Annotated in this window: 21 protein-coding genes; 11 read left to right on the top strand and 10 right to left on the bottom strand. The window is 76.5% G+C overall.

The annotated features are described in order from the left end of the window. Positions 1–2: 2 nt before the first annotated feature. Together ypfJ and ACI79Z_RS12915 are read right to left on the bottom strand one after the other, a co-directional pair. Entirely contained in the window at positions 3–926 is a 924-nt protein-coding gene (gene ypfJ / locus ACI79Z_RS12920) for a KPN_02809 family neutral zinc metallopeptidase (protein WP_387985895.1), read from the bottom strand. Between the two features lie 97 nt (positions 927–1,023). Next, positions 1,024–1,869: a formate/nitrite transporter family protein gene (locus ACI79Z_RS12915; RefSeq protein ID WP_387985892.1), complete on the bottom strand. Its 846-nt coding sequence runs from the start codon at positions 1,867–1,869 to the stop codon at positions 1,024–1,026. 126 nt (positions 1,870–1,995) lie between these two features. Between ACI79Z_RS12915 and ACI79Z_RS12910 the strand changes: the two genes are divergently transcribed. Continuing rightward, positions 1,996–2,376, top strand: coding sequence for a hypothetical protein (locus ACI79Z_RS12910; protein WP_387985890.1), 381 nt, complete (start codon positions 1,996–1,998; stop codon positions 2,374–2,376). Then, positions 2,377–3,600: a glutathionylspermidine synthase family protein gene (locus tag ACI79Z_RS12905; protein WP_387985888.1), complete on the top strand. Its 1,224-nt coding sequence runs from the start codon at positions 2,377–2,379 to the stop codon at positions 3,598–3,600. 3 nt (positions 3,601–3,603) lie between these two features. Here ACI79Z_RS12905 and ACI79Z_RS12900 read toward each other — a convergent pair whose 3' ends face one another. Continuing rightward, the gene (locus ACI79Z_RS12900) at positions 3,604–4,185 is read right to left on the bottom strand and encodes a dihydrofolate reductase family protein (protein WP_456902854.1); all 582 of its coding nucleotides are present in this window, start codon (positions 4,183–4,185) and stop codon (positions 3,604–3,606) included. A 50-nt stretch (positions 4,186–4,235) separates the two neighbouring features. Here ACI79Z_RS12900 and ACI79Z_RS12895 point away from each other — a divergent pair, with 50 nt between their 5' ends. Both ACI79Z_RS12895 and ACI79Z_RS12890 read left to right on the top strand, forming a co-directional pair. Next, on the top strand, positions 4,236–4,682 hold the full coding sequence (locus ACI79Z_RS12895; RefSeq protein WP_456902853.1) for a nitroreductase family deazaflavin-dependent oxidoreductase: 447 nt from the start codon (positions 4,236–4,238) through the stop codon (positions 4,680–4,682). Between the two features lie 88 nt (positions 4,683–4,770). Continuing rightward, positions 4,771–5,733, top strand: coding sequence for an ABC transporter substrate-binding protein (locus ACI79Z_RS12890; RefSeq protein WP_456902852.1), 963 nt, complete (start codon positions 4,771–4,773; stop codon positions 5,731–5,733). Here the strand turns inward: ACI79Z_RS12890 and ACI79Z_RS12885 are convergent. Beyond that, a complete protein-coding gene (locus ACI79Z_RS12885; RefSeq protein WP_456902851.1) occupies positions 5,730–7,208 on the bottom strand; it encodes an FUSC family protein in 1,479 nt (492 codons plus the stop codon). The two genes, ACI79Z_RS12890 and ACI79Z_RS12885, sit on opposite strands and share 4 nt — an antisense overlap. Before the next feature lie 89 nt (positions 7,209–7,297). Between ACI79Z_RS12885 and ACI79Z_RS12880 the strand changes: the two genes are divergently transcribed. Beyond that, the gene (locus ACI79Z_RS12880; RefSeq protein ID WP_456902850.1) at positions 7,298–7,813 is read left to right on the top strand and encodes a DUF2127 domain-containing protein; all 516 of its coding nucleotides are present in this window, start codon (positions 7,298–7,300) and stop codon (positions 7,811–7,813) included. Here the strand turns inward: ACI79Z_RS12880 and ACI79Z_RS12875 are convergent. Genes ACI79Z_RS12875 through ACI79Z_RS12860 form a run of 4 tightly spaced genes read right to left on the bottom strand, consistent with a single transcriptional unit; the run spans position 7,749 to position 11,061 of the window. Then, positions 7,749–8,720 carry an aldo/keto reductase gene (locus tag ACI79Z_RS12875; protein WP_456902849.1) on the bottom strand — a complete coding sequence of 324 codons (972 nt, stop codon included), beginning with the start codon at positions 8,718–8,720 and terminating at the stop codon, positions 7,749–7,751. The two genes, ACI79Z_RS12880 and ACI79Z_RS12875, sit on opposite strands and share 65 nt — an antisense overlap. A gap of 42 nt (positions 8,721–8,762) precedes the next feature. Beyond that, on the bottom strand, positions 8,763–9,830 hold the full coding sequence (locus tag ACI79Z_RS12870) for a winged helix DNA-binding domain-containing protein (protein ID WP_456902848.1): 1,068 nt from the start codon (positions 9,828–9,830) through the stop codon (positions 8,763–8,765). 29 nt (positions 9,831–9,859) lie between these two features. Next, complete coding sequence (locus ACI79Z_RS12865; protein ID WP_456902847.1) at positions 9,860–10,498, bottom strand: hypothetical protein; 639 nt, start codon at positions 10,496–10,498, stop codon at positions 9,860–9,862. Positions 10,499–10,530: 32 nt separating this feature from the next. After that, positions 10,531–11,061, bottom strand: coding sequence for a GNAT family N-acetyltransferase (locus ACI79Z_RS12860; protein WP_387985837.1), 531 nt, complete (start codon positions 11,059–11,061; stop codon positions 10,531–10,533). A 59-nt stretch (positions 11,062–11,120) separates the two neighbouring features. Between ACI79Z_RS12860 and ACI79Z_RS12855 the strand changes: the two genes are divergently transcribed. From ACI79Z_RS12855 to ACI79Z_RS12840, 4 genes are all read left to right on the top strand, one after another. After that, positions 11,121–11,699 carry a class I SAM-dependent methyltransferase gene (locus ACI79Z_RS12855; RefSeq protein ID WP_387985835.1) on the top strand — a complete coding sequence of 193 codons (579 nt, stop codon included), beginning with the start codon at positions 11,121–11,123 and terminating at the stop codon, positions 11,697–11,699. Between the two features lie 83 nt (positions 11,700–11,782). After that, the gene (locus ACI79Z_RS12850) at positions 11,783–12,208 is read left to right on the top strand and encodes a DUF1801 domain-containing protein (RefSeq protein WP_456902846.1); all 426 of its coding nucleotides are present in this window, start codon (positions 11,783–11,785) and stop codon (positions 12,206–12,208) included. 116 nt (positions 12,209–12,324) lie between these two features. After that, complete coding sequence (locus ACI79Z_RS12845) at positions 12,325–12,531, top strand: three-helix bundle dimerization domain-containing protein (RefSeq protein ID WP_387985830.1); 207 nt, start codon at positions 12,325–12,327, stop codon at positions 12,529–12,531. A 46-nt stretch (positions 12,532–12,577) separates the two neighbouring features. Continuing rightward, positions 12,578–14,197 (top strand): ABC-F family ATP-binding cassette domain-containing protein, encoded by a 1,620-nt coding sequence (locus ACI79Z_RS12840; RefSeq protein WP_456902845.1) that lies wholly within the window; start codon positions 12,578–12,580, stop codon positions 14,195–14,197. Positions 14,198–14,254: 57 nt separating this feature from the next. On the opposite strand, the gene ACI79Z_RS12835 is transcribed toward ACI79Z_RS12840, so the two are convergent. Beyond that, positions 14,255–15,112, bottom strand: coding sequence for a DUF4190 domain-containing protein (locus ACI79Z_RS12835; RefSeq protein WP_387985824.1), 858 nt, complete (start codon positions 15,110–15,112; stop codon positions 14,255–14,257). A 188-nt stretch (positions 15,113–15,300) separates the two neighbouring features. On the opposite strand from ACI79Z_RS12835, the gene ACI79Z_RS12830 reads away from it, so the two are divergent. After that, entirely contained in the window at positions 15,301–15,690 is a 390-nt protein-coding gene (locus ACI79Z_RS12830; RefSeq protein WP_387985822.1) for a hypothetical protein, read from the top strand. Positions 15,691–15,795: 105 nt separating this feature from the next. On the opposite strand, the gene ACI79Z_RS12825 is transcribed toward ACI79Z_RS12830, so the two are convergent. After that, the gene (locus ACI79Z_RS12825) at positions 15,796–17,001 is read right to left on the bottom strand and encodes an amino acid deaminase/aldolase (protein ID WP_456902844.1); all 1,206 of its coding nucleotides are present in this window, start codon (positions 16,999–17,001) and stop codon (positions 15,796–15,798) included. 104 nt (positions 17,002–17,105) lie between these two features. On the opposite strand from ACI79Z_RS12825, the gene ACI79Z_RS12820 reads away from it, so the two are divergent. Next, complete coding sequence (locus ACI79Z_RS12820) at positions 17,106–18,425, top strand: D-arabinono-1,4-lactone oxidase (protein ID WP_456902843.1); 1,320 nt, start codon at positions 17,106–17,108, stop codon at positions 18,423–18,425. The last annotated feature ends 1 nt before the right edge of the window (position 18,426 follow it).

The following is an 18,426-nucleotide window of genomic DNA, read 5'->3' as shown; positions in this document are numbered from 1 at the left end:
GCTCAGCCCAGGTCGTCCGTCGAGAAGGTGTCGCACTGCCGCGGGTCGCCGGTCTCGTACCCGGTCAGGAACCAGCGCCGGCGCTGCTCGGAGGAGCCGTGGGTGAAGGTGTCCTGGTCCACGGTGCCACCGCCGAGGTTCTCCTGGATGAAGTCGTCGCCGATGCGGCCGGCGGTGTCCAGTGCCCGGTCGACGTCGTCCTGGGTGATCTCGGCGATCAGGGGTGCGCCGGACTCGTCGGGGACCGTCTCGGCGTGGTTGGCCCACACGCCGGCGTAGCAGTCGGCCTGCAGCTCCAGCCGCACGGTGCCGCTGGCCGGGCCGGTCTCGCCCGGGGTCACCTGCCGGTTGGCGCCGAGCAGGTTCTGCACGTGGTGGCCGTACTCGTGGGCGAGCACGTAGGCGTTGGGGAAGGCCCCGCCCTCGGCGCCGAACTGGCTGCGCAGCGTGTCGAAGAAGGTCAGGTCGATGTAGACCAGCTGGTCGGCCGGGCAGTAGAACGGCCCGGAGCCGCTGGTGGCGCCGCCGCACTGCGTCTGCACCTGACCGGAGAAGAACACGGTGTCGGTGGGGACGTAGTCCGCGCCGAGCGCCTGCGACCAGTAGTCCTGGATCGAGTCGACGTCGGCGACGACGGCGCACTCGACGGAGGTGTTGGCGTCGCCGCTGTCGTCGCAGGACTGCTCGAGGGCGCTGTTGTCGGCCGTCTCGCCCTCGCCCAGGCCGCCGGACAGCGCGCCCAGCCCGGCCCCGGCGGTGCCCCCGCCGCCGCCGAGGACCTGGAACAGCACGACGACCAGGAGCCCGACGAGGCCGATCCCGCCGCCGCCGACCGCGAGCCCCCGGCCCCCGCCCAGGCCCCCGCCGCGCCCGCGCCGGTCCTGGATCGACGACGTGTCGAGGTCGCCGCCCTCCCTGTACCTCATCCGCTGCTGTCCTCCCGGTGCCTGGCCGTCGTCCGACCGTGCCACCGGCCCCCGCGCTCCGCGACCGGAGCGTCGGCCGCGGAGGAGAGGGGTGGGGTCAGGCGCGCTCGGCGGGCTCCGCGCCGGTGCGCGGGGCGGCGTCGCGGTCCTCGCGCAGGAACAGGTACCAGTACGACGTCCCGACGAAGACGACCGCGCCGACGAGGTTGCCCGCACCGGCCAGCAGCCAGTTGGTCAGGGTGTCGCCCCAGTTCGCGCCCTCGACGCCGGCGAACACCGCCGCCGGCAGGAAGAACATGTTGGCGACGACGTGGTCGAACCCCATCGCGACGAACGCCATGACCGGGAAGAACACCGCCAGGATCTTGCCCGCGACGCTCGAGGACGCCAGCGACATCCACACCGCCAGGCAGACCAGCCAGTTGCACCCGACGCCCCGCAGGAAGGTCTCCCACGCGGTGTGGTGGGTCTTGCCGTCGGCGATCTCCGCGAGCCGGGTGAAGGTCAGCTGCGCGCTGCCGGTGCTGTCCGGGTCGCCGATCACGCCGGTGGAGACGGCGAGGAAGTAGGCGACGAACAGGGCGCCGAGCAGGTTGCCGAACAGCACCAGCGTCAGGTTCCGGAGGACCTCGCCGGCGGTGATCTTGCCGTTCATCGCGCCCAGCGGGACCAGCATCATGTTGCCGGTCGCGAGGTCGGAGCCCGCGATGAGCACCAGCACCAGGCCGAGGGTGAAGGCCGCGCCCATGAACAGCGTCGGCAGCGTGCCCCACGTCTCGGCGGACAGGCCCGAGGAGACGGTGATCGCCACGAGCGCGCCGAAGGAGATGTAGGCGCCGGCGAGGAAGGCGCTCACCAGCACCCGGTCCCAGCTGCGGTGCACCTTCTTGGCGCCGGTCGCGCTGGCGACCCTGGCGACCTCGGCGGGTTCCTTCGCGGTCATCGCGCCTCCCGGGACGGCGGGCTCGTCCCGGGACGCTAGTGGAACAGCTCCGTCCGCGCCGCCCGGGGACGCCGACGCCGCAGGTCGGGCCTAGGGTCGGGCCGACGATCTCACGGGGAGGAGCCCATGGCGTTCGGCAACCGGGTGCGCAGCGCCCTGACCACCACGGTGCTGGCCACCGCCGCCACCGGCTTCCTCGCCGGCTGCGGGTCCGACGACGAGCAGGAGCAGGTCGCCTACTGCACCAACGAGGACGGCGAGATCGTCGACGACGACTACTGCGACGACGACTACCGCGGGGGCGGCGGCCTGTTCTTCCTCTACCTGGGCGCCTTCCGCCCCGGCCTGCCGGTCGGCACGGTGCTGCCCGCCGGCGGCACCCGCGTCAACCCCACCGACACCGCGGCCCGCCAGCGCTACGGGCTGCCCGCCACCGGCAAGGTGTCCGCCGGCCAGCGGGTGACCGGCGGCATCGGCTCGGGCGTCGGCGGCGGGTCGGGCTCCTGAGTGCGGCGCGTCGAGGGCGGCGTCGTCCGGCCCGGCTGGGAGGCCGAGGTCGAGGCGCAGGGGCTGGTCTACAACCGGACGACGACGCCGGGCGGTGAGGTCCGCAGCTACTGGCGCGAGGGCCCGTTCTACGACTTCACCGCCGCGGAGGTCGAGCGGCTCGAGAGCGCCGTCGCGCAGCTGTTCGAGATGTGCGTCGCCGCCGGCGACCACGTCATCGAGCACGACCTGTTCGACCGGATGGGCATCCCGCTGATCGCCCGGTCCGGCATCCGCGCCTCGTGGGAGGCCGAGCCGCCGAGCGTGTACGGCCGCTTCGACCTGCGCTACGACGGCGAGGGCCCGCCGAAGCTGCTGGAGTTCAACGCCGACACCCCGACCGGCCTGGTCGAGGCGGCGGTGACCCAGTGGAACTGGCACCTGTTCACCGGGCAGGGCCGCGACCAGTGGAACGCGCTGCACGAGAGGCTGGTCGCCGCCTGGCAGCGCAACCTCACCCGCTGGGAGCGGCGCACCGGGGTGCGGCCGCGGGTGCACCTGGCGTGGACCAGCGCGGAGACCTCCGGCGAGGACCGGATGACCGTCGCGTACCTCATGGACACCGTCGTCCAGGCCGGCTACGAGGCGGTCGAGGTCCTGGTCGAGGACATCGCGCTGGACTCCGGCGACGGCCGCTTCTACGACCCCGCCGGCCGCCACCTCGACGTCGTCTTCAAGCTCTACCCCTGGGAGTGGCTGGTCGACGACGAGTTCGGCGCGGCCGTCCTCGCCGACGCCGCCCGGCCGGGCGGCACCACGTGGGTCGAGCCGGTCTACAAGATGCTGTGGAGCACCAAGGCGCTGCTGCCGGTGCTGTGGCAGCTGTTCGGCAGCGACCCGGTGCTCGGGCAGTACCTGCTGCCGGCCTACTTCGCCGACGAGATGCCCTCGTCGTGGCGGGACTACGTGCGCAAGCCGCTGTGGGGCCGCGAGGGCGCCAACGTGCAGGTCGTCCGCGGCGGGCAGGTGGTCACCGCGATGCCCGGCCGGTACGGCACCGAGGGGTTCGTCGTCCAGGAGTTCGCGCCGCTGCCGGACTTCGCCGGCGTCGACGGGCCGCACCACCCGGTGCTCGGCGCCTGGGTGGTCGACGGCGAGCCCGCGGGCCTGGGCATCCGCGAGAGCGACGGGCTGATCACCGACAACCTGAGCTTCTTCGTCCCGCACACCGTGGACGCCCGCTGACCGTCACGCCGGCCGGTGGGTGAGCAGCGTGACCCCGCCGGCGAAGGTGCGGGCGCCGGTCGCGGCGAGCCGGACGTCGGCGCCGTCGGGGAACAGCCGCCGGCCGCGGCCGAGGACGCGGGGGTGGACGAACAGCCGGTACTCGTCGGGCAGCCCGGCGCCGATCAGCGCGTGGCACAGCGTGATGCTGCCGGTCACCCCGACCTCGCCGTCCCGGCCGGCCACCAGCCGGCGGACCTCCTCGACCGGGTCCCCGGACAGCACCGTGGTGTTCGCCCGGCCCGGGTCGGTGGGGGTGCGCGAGACGACGGCCTTCTCCACCGCGTCGAGGTGGGCGGTGATGCCGGTGGTGTCGCCGGCCTGGTGCGGCCGGTACGACCGCATGTCCTCGAACGTGCGCCGGCCGAGCAGGAGCACCGACTCGCCGGCCATGTGCTCCCGGACGACGTCGAGCTGGTCGGAGGCGTCGACACCGTCGTCCTGCGGCGCGAACCAGTCGTCGACGGCCTCCACCACACCGTCGACGGTGACGTTCTGCGTGACCACCAGCCGTGCCGTCCCGGTCTCCTCCCGTCGGGTCTCCACGAGGGACGACCGGCCGGGCGGCCCGGACTCGTCGGACCTACGGTCGGGACATGCCGCTGGAGGGTGAGTACGAGCCGAGCACGCAGCAGTGGGTCCGCGACCAGGTCGAGCGCTACGAGGCGACCGGCGGGCGCGAGGCCAACACGCTGCGCGACACCGGCCTGCCGGTCGTCGTCTTCTCGACCCGCGGGGCGACGACCGGGAAGGTCCGCAAGCAGCCGCTCATGCGGGTGGAGAAGGACGGCGTCTACGCGATGGTCGGCTCCCAGGGCGGGGCGCCGAAGGACCCGGCCTGGGTGGCCAACCTGCGCAAGCACCCCGACCAGGTGACCGTGCAGGACGGCCCGGAGCCCTGGGACGGCGTCGCCCGCGAGATCACCGGCGAGGAGAGGGCCGAGTGGTGGGAGCGCGCGGTGGCCGCCTACCCGCCCTACGCCGACTACCAGCGGAAGACCGACCGCGAGATCCCCGTCTTCCTGGTCGAGCGGAAGGGCTGACCCGCCCGCTCGACTGAGGGAAGGCTGCCCTAAGTTCACTCCCGGCGCCGGGTGGTCCGGCGCCGGGAGGAGGGCGACAGTGCTCTTGGTGAGGACGGGCCGGCGGATCGCCGGGACGACGGCGGGCGGGCTGCTGGCGGCGGCGCTGCTGACCGGGTGCGGGGACACCGACCCCGTGGCCGAGGCGGCGCCCGCGGAGGAGACGCGCACGGTCGAGCACGCGATGGGGGAGACCGAGGTCGCCGGCACCCCGGAGCGGGTCGTCGTCCTCGACACCGGTGAGCTCGACGCCGCCCTCGCCCTCGGCGTGACCCCGGTGGGCGCGGTCCGCACCGACGTCAGCGACGAGCTGCCCGGGTTCGTGGCGGAGGCCGGCGTCGACCCCGCCGACATCGCCGCCGTCGGCACGATCGCCGAGCCCGACCTGGAGGCGATCGCGGCGCTGCAGCCGGACCTCATCCTGTCCAACTCCGTGCGGCACGCCGACGTCTACGGGCAGCTGGCGCAGATCGCCCCCACGGTGTTCGCCGAGGCCATCGGGGAGAGCTGGCAGGAGAACCTGCTGCTCGCCGGCGAGGCGCTCGGCCGCCAGGAGCGGGCGCAGGACCTGCTCGACGAGTTCGCGGCGCGGGCCGAGGAGGTCGGCGACCTCTACGGCGACCCGGCGCAGACCGAGGTCAGCGTCGCCCGCTTCCTCGACGGCACGGTCATCCGCCTCTACGGCGAGGGCTCGTTCATCGGGTCGGTGCTGACCGACGTCGGCTTCGCCCGGCCGGAGCTGCAGCGGACGGCGGAGACCTTCGTCGAGGTCTCGCCCGAGCAGGTGACCCAGGCCGACGGCGACCTGCTCTTCCACGGCGCCTACGGGGCCGACGGCGCGACGGCGGCCGACCAGGTCACCGCCGGGCCGCTGTGGCAGTCGATCCCCGCGGTCGCCGGGGGGCGCGCGGTCGCGGTGGACGACGACCGCTGGTTCCTCGGCCTCGGGCCGCTGGGCGCCGGGCTGGTGCTCGACGACCTCGAGGAGCTCGCGCCCCGGCTGGCCGGCTAGGACGCGGCGAGCCGGCGGCCGAGGTCGGCGGCCACGGCGTCGTCGCCGCGGGCGCGGGCGCCGAGCAGGCCCCAGCCCAGGTCGGCCACGACCCGCGCGGCGTGCACCCGGGCGGTGAGCGCCGGCGTGGGCAGCAGCTCGGCCCGGGCGGCGGCCGACACCTCGGCCAGGTGGTCGAGTGCGGCGTGCAGCCGCCGGTCGTCGCCCGCGGCCGCCGCGGCGGTCACCTCCCGCACCGCCGCGGGCAGCCGCCGGCTCGACGCGCGCGGCAGCAGCGACAGCCCGACCGCCAGCGCGACGGCGACGCCGACGCCGGTCTCGGCCAGCCGCTCGACCACCAGGTGCCCGGCGGTGGGCGTCGGGTTGCCCAGGTGCACCAGCAGCAGCGCCAGCGGGGTGATGCAGGAGACGGCGAGCACGTACTGCGCGGCGACGAGCAGCTCGACGGCCAGCTGCAGCACCCCGGCCAGCGCGATCGCGACGCCGACCGGCGGGTCCAGCGCGACCAGCACCCCCGCGACCAGCACGCCCAGGGCCGTGCCGACCGCGCGTTGCAGTCCCCGGGTGCGGGTGGCGCGGGCGTCGGTGCCCAGCTGCACCGCGACCGCCGTCGTCACCGCCCAGTAGGGGCTGGACAGCCCGAGCGCGACGGCGGCCAGCCCCGCGGCGGCCGACCCGACGCCGAGGCGCAGCGCGGTCGCCGCGGCAGGGGCGTGCCACCACCGCGGCGGTGCCGGGTCGAGGGGCGGGGCGGTCGCCGGCGGGGGCGCGGCGGGCAGCGCGGCGAGGAACCGCCGCTCGACGTCGTCGAGGCGGGCGCGCAGCCGGCGGTCGCCGCGGCCGCTGCCGCCGCGGACCGCGACGTCGGCCAGGCGCACCGCCCGGGCCGCGCCCGCCGGTGGGCCGCCCACCCCTGCCCTCCCCACCGCGGACTCGGCCGCCTCCAGGGCGCGGCGCTCGGGGCCGGCCGGGTCCCACACCCAGGGCAGCATGCAGCCGGCCCAGGCCAGCGCCGCGCCGGCCGCGGCGGCGAGGGCGTGCGCGCCGAGCCCGCCCGGCGTGGTGCCGAGCGCGCTGGAGCCGCCGGCCACCAGGACGACGCCCAGCGGGCCGGGCGGGCCGACCCGCCAGACGACGCTCGCCGCGGCGGCCGCGGCGGCCGGCGCCGCGCAGGCCAGCACCAGCGCGACCGGGTGCCCGCCGGCCAGCGCGCCCAGGGTGCTGCTGGCCACGAGCACCACCGCGACGACGGCGACCACGCCCGCGCGGCGGCGGTAGGGCAGCGCGTGCCCGTAGACCGCGGTGAACGACGCCAGGCCCGCCGCCGAGCCGAGGTCCGGGCGCCCCAGCGCGACGCCGGCGGCCAGGGTCAGCACCAGGCAGGCCGCCGCGGTCACCCCGCGGCGCCCGCCGGCCCGCCACAGCGCCCGGAGCGGGGGGACCGGCGGGCCGAGCAGCGGGCGGACGGCGGTCACCCTCCCATCGTGGCCGTGCCCCGCGGGCCCGGCCGCGAGCCGCGGGCGTGATCCCGGTCCCTGGACGCGCCCCCTCCGGCTCCGGGACCATGCCCGGCACGACCACCGACCGGCTGCTGCGCGCCGCCCTGCTCCTCAAGGGACTCGACGGCGCGGTCGAGCTGCTCGCGGGCCTGGCGCTGCTCGCCGTCGGCCCGCGGGCGCTGGACGGGCTGACCCGCCGGGTCGTCGCGCACCACCTGCTCGGCAGCCCGGACGGCGCGCTGGCCGAGCGCGTCACCGCCGGGGAGGCCGCGCTGAGCGGCGGCGCCCACACCTTCGCCGTCGTCTACCTGACCCTGCACGGCCTGGTGAAGCTGGGCCTCGTCGCCGCGCTGCTGCGCGAGGTGCTGCCCGCCTACCCGGTCGCCGCCGCCGTGCTCGGGGCGTTCGGCGGCTACGAGGTGTACCTGGCCGTGGACCGGGGCTCGTGGGGGATGTGGGCCGCGGGCGGCCTCGACCTGCTGCTGACCGCGCTCGTGCTCCGCGAGTACCGGCGGCTCAGAAGCCGACGACGGCGTGCGGGCGGTACGGCTCCTCCAGGCGGGCGACCTCCTCGTCGGTGAGCCGCAGGTCGACGGCGGCGACGGCGTCGTCGAGGTGCGCGGCCCTGGTGACGCCGACGATCGGCGCGGTGACCACCGACTTGGCCAGCAGCCAGGCCAGCGCCACCCGCGCCCGCGGGACGCCGCGCTCGCGGGCCACCTCGGTCACCCGCTCGACGATCGCGCGGTCGCTGGCCTCGTCGTAGAGGCGGCCGCCGAACGCGTCGTTCTCCGACCGGTGCGTCGTCTCGTCCCAGTCGCGGGTCAGCCGGCCGCGGGCCAGCGGGCTCCACGGGATCACGCCGATGCCCTGGTCGGCGCACAGCGGGAGCATCTCCCGCTCCTCCTCGCGGTTGAGCAGGTTGTAGTGGTCCTGCATCGACACGAACCGGTGCCAGCCGCGCTCGCCGGCCAGGTGCAGCGCCTTGGCGAACTGCCAGGCCCACATGCTGCTCGCGCCCAGGTACCGGACCTTGCCGCTGCGGACGGCCGAGTCCAGCGCCTCCAGCGTCTCCTCGATCGGCGTGGCCGGGTCCCAGCGGTGGATCTGGTACAGGTCGACGTGGTCCACCTGCAGCCGCCGCAGGCTCGCCTCCAGCTCGCGCAGGACGGCCACCCGCGACAGCCCGCCGCCGTTGGGGCCCGGGCGCATCCGGCCGTGCACCTTGGTGGCCAGGACGACGTCGTCGCGGGTGGTGAACTCGCGGATCGCCCTGCCGGTGATCTCCTCGCTGGAGCCGGCCGAGTAGACGTTGGCGGTGTCGAGGAAGGTGACGCCGGCCTCGAGCGCCTTCCGGATCAGCGGCATCGCCTCGTCCTCGGGCAGGCTCCACGGCGTCATCCCGCGGTCGGGCTCGCCGAAGCTCATCATCCCGAGGCAGATCCGCGAGACCTCCAGGCCGGTGGCACCCAGGCGCACGTACTCCATGCCCCCACCCTTCCCCGGAGGCGCGGTGGTCGCCTCCCGGCGTCAGGGGAGCGCGGCGGCCAGCTCCGGCACGCGCTCGGCGACGCCCGGGGGGAAGGCGGTGAACGGCTCGGCGTCGGCGACCCGCTTCGCGCCCCTGCCGGTCCACCGCCACGTGCCCACCACCTGCCCGCCGCAGACCACGGTGGACCGGAACACCCCGTTGCCGCCGGGCACGATCCGGTCGGCGAACTCCGGCGGCACCGTGCAGCTGCGGTCGGCGTAGCCGAGGACGACCTCGTCGAAGCCGGGCAGCAGGTGGAGCCCCTCGGCGTCGGCGCGGCAGGCGGCCAGCCGCTCCGGGGTCTCCGGGTCGAGGTACGCCTCGGTGCCGCCGACGTCGACCGTCGCCAGCCGGTCCCGCACCGGCGCCAGGCCCGCGCGGGCGTCCCGGACCGTCGTGCCCGCCCAGCGCACCAGGTCCGCGACGGTGGCCGGCCCGTGCCCGGTGAAGAACCGCAGCGCGAGCTCGGCCAGCGCCTCCTCGCGCTCCAGGCGGCGCGGCGCGGGCACCCACTCGTCGAGCAGCACGAACGCCTGGTCACCGTCGTCGGTGGGGCCGAGGACCAGCGTCCCGGTCTGGGAGAGGTACCAGAGCGTGTGGTAGCCCCTCTGGCCCGCGACGTCGCAGCCGGCGTCGGCCAGGGTGGCGAGCAGCGCCTGCCGGCCCAGCCGCCGCCCGCCGGTCAGCGCGGCGACGGCGGCCTCCCGCGACCGCTCGAGGTCCTCCTCGGTCAGCCCGACGACCGCCCGCCGCTTCGCCGCGCCGGCCAGCACCCGCCCGCCGAGCAGCTCGAGCATCCAGGGCAGGTCCTCGGCGGCGACCAGGTGCAGCGTCCCGCGCATCGGCCAGGAGCGGACGACGTCGCCGGCGTCGAGGGCCGCGGTGACCCCCGCCCGGGAGCGGCCGGCGGTGCGCAGCGCCACCGACGTCAGCGCGCCGGGCAGGTCCTGGCCCTGCACCGCGCCGAGCGCCCGCACCGCCGCCGCGGCGTCGGGGAACGGCGGTCCGGCCACCCGCTGGGCCACCAGGCGCAGCAGCGCGACCTCCCGGGGCGTCACCGTGGTCATGCCGGGAGGGTGCCAGCAGGGGGTGACCGTCAGGCGTCCTGCCCGCGCTCGATCCCCAGCGTGGCGAGCAGGTCCTCGTGCAGCTGGATCCACACCGTGTGGCAGGAGTCGACCTCGGGGGAGTCCACCCAGCGCCGCTCGCCGTGGTCGACCCGGGCGAGCGCGGCGGCGTAGCGGTCGGCGTAGCCGTCCAGGCGCTGCAGGCAGCGGGCCAGGGGGTCGGTCACCGCGGCCAGGTCGCGGCCGAGCGTCCCCAGCGCCCGGAGCACGCGCTCGTCCCACCTCCAGTCGGTGTGGTCGTTGGCGGTCATCGGCTCGGTGCGGGTCGGCCGCAGCTGCCAGTCGGTGCACACCTTCCCGAACCGGCGGTTCAGCGGGACGAACCGGCCGTGGGCCTCGGTGACCAGGTCCCGTGCGCCGGTCAGCTCCAGCTCCGCGCCCATCCGCCGCTCGTCCTCGGCCCGGCCCGCCTCGGTCAGCGACCACCCGGCGCTGTCGGCGAAGCGGGTGTGGGTGACCCAGCCCCGGGTGGCGTGCTCGAGCAGGCGGTCCTCGACCTCGTCGCGGTCGAGCCCGTAGCGGTCGGCGATCCGCCCCGGGGAGGCGAAGCCCAGCACCCGGGGGCCGTGCAGCGCGAGGTCGTCGGGGTCGGAGACGTGTGCGGGCACGGGGCCATCCTCGGTCACGGCACCCGCGCCGGTCAGCGCTCCAGGCGCAGGTGGACCACGTCCTCGGCGTCGGGCTCCGTGGTCAGCGGGGTGAACCCGGCTGCGGCGGCCACCCGCAGGCTCGCCGCGTTGTCCGGCTCGATGCCCAGGACGAACTGCTCGACGTCGGCGGTCTCCGGCGCGGCGACCAGCGCCCGCAGCGCGGCGCTGCCGTGGCCGCGCCCCCGGCGCGCCGGGTCGACGACGTAGGCCACGCCCATCGTGCGGCGCCCGTCGGTCGCGAGGACCCGCTCGGCCACCGGGTCCCACGTCGTCCACCGGTCGTAGACGTCCCCACCGATCTGGGCGACCGGGCGGCCGGTGTCGTCGAGCGCGACGAACGAGTGGCTGCGCAGCACCCGGCGCCCGCGGAACTCCTCGGTCCACCGCGTGCCGCGCAGGGCCATCTCCCGCACCGGCCACTCGCGGCCGCCCAGCCGCCGCCGCGTCGCCTCGTCGTCGAACCAGGGCGTGACGGCGGGGAGGTGCTCCGGCTCGAAGGGGACCAGCCGGAGGGTGCTCACCCGCCCACCCTGACCCCGACCCGGACGGCGCGCACGTCGTCGCTGCCACACTCCGGCCCGTGCAGGCCGAGGACTGGGACGCGCGCTACGCCGAGCGGCAGCAGTGGTCGGGGGAGCCCAACCCGCTGGTCGCGGCGCTCGTGGCGGACCTGCCGCCGGGCGACGCCGTCGACCTGGCCGCGGGGGAGGGGCGGCACGCGCTGTGGCTCGCCCGGCGGGGATGGCGGGCGACCGCCGTCGACTTCTCGGCCACCGGCCTGGCCCGCGGGCAGGCGCAGCCGGACGCCGACCGGGTCACCTGGGTGACCGCCGACGTCACCACCTGGACGGCGCCGCCCGCCTCCCTGGACCTGGTGCTGGTCGCCTACCTGCACCTGCCGGACCCGCCGATGACCGACCTGCTCCGCCGGGCCGTCGGCTGGCTGCGCCCCGGCGGGCGGTTCCTGCTGCTGGGGCACGACGCCGAGAACGTGACCGCGGGCGTCGGCGGGCCGCAGGACCCGGCGATCCTGCACAGCACCCGGCGGCTGGCCCCGGTCGCCGGCCTGCTCGCCGTCGACCGGCTCGAGCAGGTCCGCCGGGAGACGCCCGCCGGCACGGCGCTGGACACCCTGCTCTGGGGACGGCGGCCCGCCTGAACCCGGGAGGACCCCCTGCCCCTCGCCGCTCGCACGCTCGCGGCGGGACCCTGCAGGGGGCCGGGGTCGATACCGTCCGGTCCGTGACCGACACCGTCGAGGAGTGGTTCGCCGCGGCCGGGCCGCGCGAGGCCGAGCTGCGGCGGGTGGACGCCCTGGTCCGCGAGGCCGCGCCCGGGCTGGACCGCGAGCTCGTGCCGGCCGGGTCGGGGCACGTGCTCGGGTACGGCCTGCTGCCCTACCGGCCGCGCTCGGCCAGGGAGACCACCCGCTGGCCGCTGGTCGCCCTCGCCGCGCAGAAGCGGCACCTGTCGCTGTACGTGTGCGCCGTGGTCGACGGCAAGTACCTGCCCGAGGCGCGCGCCGCGCGGCTGGGGAGGGTGTCCTGCGGCAAGAGCTGCGTCCGGTTCACCTCCCTGGACCGGATCGACCGGGCGGAGCTCGCCGCGCTGGTGCGTGACGCCGCCGCCGTCACGTCCTCGGGCGGCAACGCCTTCTTCGTGTCCTGACCGACACGCCGCAGCGGTCCTCGGAGGGGGACGAAGGTCCCTGTTTAACACGCGTCCCACCCGCCACCGTGGACGCCGTACCCCCGCACGGACCGAACGAGGAGTCCCGCGCGCCCATGACGCCGATCGAGCAGCTCCCCGCCGACCCCAGCGTCGAGCAGGCCGTCACCCGGCTCGTGGACGAGTTCGGCGCGCGGTTGCGACCCCAGGTCGTCGGCAACGTCGTGCGCATGTGCCGGCAGGACCTCAGCGGCGTGCCCGTGACCGCCCTGCCGGAGATGGTGGAGCGGCTGGCCCGGACCCGCCTGCAGGCCGTCGGCTGAGGGAGGCCCTGCCGAATCCGGTTGCCCGGCCCCGGACGATGTCGGGGTGGGCTACGTCGACGTGAGCGGGGTCCGGCACACGCTGCCGGGCGGCCGGGTGCTGCTGGACGACGTCTCGTTCCGGATCGGCGAGGGCGCCCGCGCGGCGCTGGTCGGCGAGAACGGCGCGGGCAAGACGACGCTGCTGCGGATCGTCGCCGGTGACCTCGTGCCCGAGGCCGGCGCCGTCGCCCGCAGCGGCGGGCTCGGCGTCATGCGGCAGTTCATCGGCTCGGTGCGCGACGACACCACCGTCCAGCGCTTCCTCGTCGACCTCTCCGCGCCCGCGGTGCGCGCCGCCTGGGACGCCGTCGAGGCCGCCGAGCTGACCCTCATGGAGACCGACGACGAGCCCGCGCAGCTCGCCTACGCCGACGCGCTCGCGCAGTGGGGCGACGCCGGCGGCTACGACGCCGAGGTCACCTGGGACACCGTGACCGTCGCGGCGCTCGGCGTCCCCTACGACCGGTGCAAGTACCGCGAGCTGTCCACGCTGTCCGGCGGCGAGCAGAAGCGGCTCGCCCTCGAGGCGCTGCTGCGCGGGCCCGAGCAGGTGCTGCTGCTCGACGAGCCGGACAACTACCTCGACGTCCCCGGCAAGCGGTGGCTGGAGCAGCGGCTGCTCGAGACGCGCAAGACGGTGCTGTTCGTCAGTCACGACCGCGAGCTGCTCGCCACCGTCGCCGACCGGGTGGTCACCGTCGAGGGCGGGACGGCGTGGGTGCACGGCGGCGGGTGGTCGTCCTATCCCGAGGCCCGCGAGGCGCGGCACGAGCGGATGGCCGAGCTGCGCCGCCGCTGGGAGGAGGAGCACGAGCGCCTCGTCGACCTGGTCCGCACGCTGCAGCAGCAGGCGGCCAACTCCCCGGACATGGCCTCGCGGTACCGGGCGATGCAGACCCGGCTGGCGAGGTTCGAGGCGGCCGGGCCGCCGCCGGACCGGCCACCGCAGCAGCGGGTGACAATGCGGCTGCGCGGCGGGCGCACCGGCGTGCGGGCGGTCGTGGCCGAGCAGCTGGAGCTGACCGGGCTCATGCAGCCGTTCGACCTGGAGGTCTGGTACGGCGACCGGGTCGGCGTCCTCGGGGCCAACGGCGCGGGCAAGTCCCACTTCCTGCGGCTGCTGGCCGGCCAGGACGTCGCCCACACCGGGTCCTGGCGGCTCGGGGCGCGCGTCGTCCCCGGCTCCTTCGCCCAGACGCACGCGCACCCCGACTGGCAGGACCGGACGCCGGTGGACCTGCTGTGGCACGGCGAGCCCGGCCGGCCGGGCGTCGACCGCGGGCGGGCGATGGCGGTGCTGCGCCGCTACGGGCTCACCGACTCCGCCGACCAGCCGTTCCGGACCATGTCCGGCGGGCAGCAGGCGCGGCTGCAGGTGCTGATGCTCGAGCTGTCCGGCGCCACGCTGCTGCTGCTCGACGAGCCCACCGACAACCTCGACGTCCTGTCCGCCGAGGCGCTGGAGGAGGCGCTGGCCGCGTTCGACGGCACCGTGCTCGCGGTGACCCACGACCGCTGGTTCGCCCGCTCCTTCGACCGGTTCCTCGTCTTCGGCTCCGACGGCCGGGTGTACGAGTCGGACGAGCCGGTGTTCGACGAGACGCGGGTCGCCCGCGCCCGCTGAACGACACCGGCCGGACCCCCGTCGTGGGGGGTCCGGCCGGTGGCGGGGGAGCGGGGACTACGGCAGGGCGTAGAAGACGCGGTCGTCGGAGTCGAAGCTCATGGTGGGCTCGACCGACAGCTGCCCGCCGGCGACGGCGGCCGGCGGCACGTCCATGCAGAACTGGAAGGTGTCCGACCCGCCCGGGTTGAGGGTCGGGGCGTCCATCGCGTCGTCGGCCAGGACCGCCGTGCACTCGGCGTCGCTGTACTGCCGGGCGTCGGACCCGTGGAAGACGGCGGTCAGGTCGAAGCCGGGCATGCCCTCCGTCTCGCCGGTGTAGGTCACGCTCAGCTGGGCGAGCACGTACTGGCCGGTGGCCGGCTCGTTGAAGTCGTTGGCGGCCTGCACGGACGCGTCGGCGTCGAGCTCGACCGCGTCCACGGTGACCTGGTAGTCGCCGACCTGGGCCGGGACGCCGAGCGGCACGACGTCGGCGGCCGGGGCCTCCTCGGGAGCGGGCTCGACCAGCCCCGCCGTCCCGCCGTCGGGCAGGGCGCCGTCCGACGGGACGGCGCTGCTGAGCTCCTCGTCGAGGCTGTCGGCGACCTCGTCGATGACGCTGGCGTAGAAGGCCTGCGTCGCGATCACCACGGCGATGGCCACCAGCGAGGTGACGAGGCCGGTGACGGCCAGCCCCTTGCCGCGGTGGGTGCCGCGCCGGGCGCGCAGCAGCGCGGGGATGCCCAGCGCCAGGCCGACGACGGCCACCACGGCGGCGACGTTGTTGATGATCGGCACCCAGCTCAGCAGCAGCGCGATGATCCCCAGGACCATCGACGCCACGGCCAGGCCGGCGCCCTTCTGCTGGGGGACGTACGGCGGCTGGACCGGAGCGTAGGGCTGCTGGTACGGCGCCTGCGGGGGGTGGGACACGGAACGGCTCCTCGCGGGGGCTGGGCGGAATCGGATCGAGACCGTGTCGTTCTTCGGCCGGACCACGCCCACGAGTGACCCGAACCGCCCGGAGGCACCCCGGCCGCCGCAGGAGCACCACCCGTCCCGAGGGCGCGGACCGGGGCAGGGGCTCGTGCCTGTCAGGCCGTCCTGACGGAGGATGGGTCATGGACCTCGACGACCTCGAACGGCGGCACACCCTCGCCAGCGCCGTCCGCCGCTACGACGAGTTGCGCACGCGCGACTCGCTGGCCGACCCCGACGACCCGGCCGGACCGCGGCCGCTGACCCGTGAGGAGGCGCTGGAGCTCCTGGCGCTGGGCGAGGTCGTCGCCCGGCGGGCGGCCCAGGGGCGCCAGCTCACCGTCCGGACGGCGCGGGCGACCGGTGCGTCGTGGGCGCAGATCGGCCGGGCGCTGGGCGCCACCCGGCAGTCGGCGTGGGAGGCGCACCGGCGCTGGATCGACACCCAGGTCGACCACCCGGACGGCTCGGGCGGGCTCACCGAGGACGAGGCCGCCGAGGCCCGCGCCCTGCTCGCCAACGACGCCGACTGAACGGCTCGGCTCCGGCGATCACCGGAGGTGTGCACGGCCGGCCGGCGCGTCCCGCCGTGTCGCGTGCACGCACCCGGTGATCACGCCGAGCGAGCGAGTCGGGGCTCAGCCGAAGGACCGGCCCTCGCCGCGGTAGGTGGGGACGGCGCCGGCCAGCCGGTCCCCGGCCAGCGTGTGCAGGACCTCGACGTGCTCGCACACCTCGCCGGCCTTGGCGTGCCGGAACCAGACGCGGTCGCCGACGGCGAGCCCGTCGGCGTCCGGGCCGCGCAGCGGCGTCTGCACCTCCCCGGCGCCCTCGGTGCCGAGCACCCGCAGCCGCGGCGGGTGCACCGGGCGCGGCAGCCGGTCGGCGCCGGGTGGCCCGGAGGCGATCCACCCGCCGCCCGCGACGGTCACAGTCCCGCGCGCGGGGCGGCGGGTGACCGGCAGCGCGAACAGCAGCGCCGGCCGGCCGCGGAAGGCGCGGTACCCGTCGAACAGCGTCGGCTGGTACAGCCCCGAGCCCGCGGCGACCTCGGTGACCGACGGGTCGGCCGCGGTCCGTTCCAGGCTCCCGGTGCCGCCGCCGTTGACGAACGCCAGCGGCGCCACGGCGGAGACGGCGGCCACCGCGGCGGCGCGGCGTCCGGTCAGCTCCCGCACCGACAGCGCCTGCACCCCGCGCACCGCCAGGCCGCGCAGCGGGCGCCCGGGCGGCGCGTCCGGCACGCCCGCGACCTGGGCCTCGTAGGCCATGAGCCCGACCAGGGCGAAGCCGGGCCGGTCGCACACCGCCCGGGCCAGCGCCGCGGCGGCCCCGGGGTCGTGCACCGGCGACCGGCGCACCCCCACGTGCAGCCGCCCGGCCCGCAGCGACGCGTCGAGGTCCAGGCAGATCCGCACCGGCGGCCGCGACCCGGCCGGCGCCACCGCGTCGACGGCGTCGAGGTGGTCGGGGGAGTCGGCCATCAGCGTCACCCGCGCGGCGAGCGCGGGGTCGGCCACCAGCGCGCGCAGCGCCGCGCGGTCCACCGAGGGGTAGGCGACGACGACGTCGTCGGACACCGGGTCGTCACCGCCGGCCAGCCAGAGCGCCTCGGCCAGCGTGTACGCGAGCACGCCGGCGAAGCCCGGCCGGGCCAGCACCCGCCGCAGCACCGCCCGGCTGCGCACCGACTTGCTCGCCACCCGGACCGGACGCCCGGCGGCGCGGCGGACCAGGTCGGCGGCGTTGGCGTCCAGCGCGTCGAGGTCCAGGACGGCCAGCGGCGGGTCGAGGTCCGCGGTCGCCCGGTCCAGCCGGGCCCGGGCTGCGGCCGGGGAGGTCATGGCGCGGCAGCATCCTCGCGGTCCGCCGAGTGGGTCAAGCGTCCCAGTCGCTTGACCGAGTCCGGCGGGCACGGGACGCTGCCGCGCACGACGGAGGAGGCGGCGTGGGCACCTGGCGCAACTGGGCCGGCAACCAGCGGGCGGACGGCGTGACCGTCGTGCACCCGGCGGGCACCGGGGAGATCGCCGCCGCGGTCCGGAGCGCTGCCGACGCGGGCCGCCGGGTCACCGCCCTGGGCAGCGGCCACTCGTTCACCGGCATCGGCCGCCCGGAGGACGTCGCGCTGGCGCTGGACCGGCACGCCGCGCTGGTCGGCGTCGACGACGCCGGGCTGGTCACCGTGCAGGCCGGCATGCCGCTGCACCGGCTCAACGCGGAGCTGGCCGCGCGCGGCTGGGCCCTGACCAACCTCGGCGACGTCGACCGGCAGACCGTCGCCGGCGCGATCTCCACCGGCACCCACGGCACCGGCGCCCGGTTCGGCGGGCTGGCCACGCAGGTCCGCGCGCTGGAACTGGTCACCGCCGACGGGACGGTGCTGCGCTGCGCGCCGGACGAGAACCCCGACGTCCTCTCCGCCGCGCGGGTCGGCCTCGGTGCCCTCGGCGTGCTGAGCACCGTGACGCTGCAGGCGGTGCCGGCGTTCGCGCTGCGCGCCGAGGAGGACACCGCCGCGCTGCCGGACCTGCTGGCCGACTTCGCCGGCTTCACGTCCTCGACCGACCACGTCGAGTTCTACTGGTTCCCGCACACCGACCGGTGCCGGACCCTGCGCAACACCCGGGTGCCCCTCACCGAGCTCGCGCCGCGGGGCCGGGCGCGCGCGTTCTGGGACGACGAGGTGCTCGCCAACGCCGGCCTCGCCGCCGTCGTCGCCGCCGGCCGCCGGGTGCCCGCGCTGGTGCCGACCCTGGCGCGGTTCTCCGCCGGGGCGCTGGGCGCCCGCACGTACACCGACGTCGCGCACCGGGTCTTCGTCTCCCGCCGGCGGGTGCGGTTCCGGGAGACGGAGTACGCCCTCCCGCGGGAGGCGGCCCCGGCCGTGCTGGAGGAGCTGCGGCGGGTGGTCGACGCCGGGCCGCACCGGGTGCCGTTCCCGGTCGAGGTGCGCGTCGCCGCCGCCGACGACGTCCCGCTGTCGACGGCGTACGGCCGCGACACCGCCTACGTCGCCGTCCACGTGCCCGCCCGCAGCGAGCCGGGCGGGTACTCCGCCGCGTTCGAGGCGATCGCGCTGGCCGCCGGCGGGCGCCCGCACTGGGGCAAGGAGCACGGCCTCGACGCCGCGGCGCTGGAGCAGCGCTACCCGCGGTTCGGCGAGTTCGCCGCGCTGCGCGCGCGGCTGGACCCCGCCGGGGTGTTCACCAACGCCCACCTCGCCCGGGTCCTCGGTCCGGCCGGGCAGCCCGCCGGGCAGGCCTGAG

The organism is Geodermatophilus sp. SYSU D00663, from assembly GCF_054050655.1.
Note: the sequence above shows the minus strand (reverse complement) of the source record. Positions and strands in the feature narration are given on the sequence as shown.

What these genes read in the sequence shown, in the direction of transcription:
- ypfJ (WP_387985895.1), bottom strand. Translation starts at nt 926, where the DNA reads ATGAGGTACAGGGAGGGCGGCGACCTCGACACGTCGTCGATCCAGGAC.
- ACI79Z_RS12915 (WP_387985892.1), bottom strand. Translation starts at nt 1,869, where the DNA reads ATGACCGCGAAGGAACCCGCCGAGGTCGCCAGGGTCGCCAGCGCGACC.
- ACI79Z_RS12910 (WP_387985890.1), top strand. Translation starts at nt 1,996, where the DNA reads ATGGCGTTCGGCAACCGGGTGCGCAGCGCCCTGACCACCACGGTGCTG.
- ACI79Z_RS12895 (WP_456902853.1), top strand. Translation starts at nt 4,236, where the DNA reads ATGCCGCTGGAGGGTGAGTACGAGCCGAGCACGCAGCAGTGGGTCCGC.
- ACI79Z_RS12880 (WP_456902850.1), top strand. Translation starts at nt 7,298, where the DNA reads ATGCCCGGCACGACCACCGACCGGCTGCTGCGCGCCGCCCTGCTCCTC.
- ACI79Z_RS12875 (WP_456902849.1), bottom strand. Translation starts at nt 8,720, where the DNA reads ATGGAGTACGTGCGCCTGGGTGCCACCGGCCTGGAGGTCTCGCGGATC.
- ACI79Z_RS12870 (WP_456902848.1), bottom strand. Translation starts at nt 9,830, where the DNA reads ATGACCACGGTGACGCCCCGGGAGGTCGCGCTGCTGCGCCTGGTGGCC.
- ACI79Z_RS12845 (WP_387985830.1), top strand. Translation starts at nt 12,325, where the DNA reads ATGACGCCGATCGAGCAGCTCCCCGCCGACCCCAGCGTCGAGCAGGCC.
- ACI79Z_RS12830 (WP_387985822.1), top strand. Translation starts at nt 15,301, where the DNA reads ATGGACCTCGACGACCTCGAACGGCGGCACACCCTCGCCAGCGCCGTC.
- ACI79Z_RS12825 (WP_456902844.1), bottom strand. Translation starts at nt 17,001, where the DNA reads ATGACCTCCCCGGCCGCAGCCCGGGCCCGGCTGGACCGGGCGACCGCG.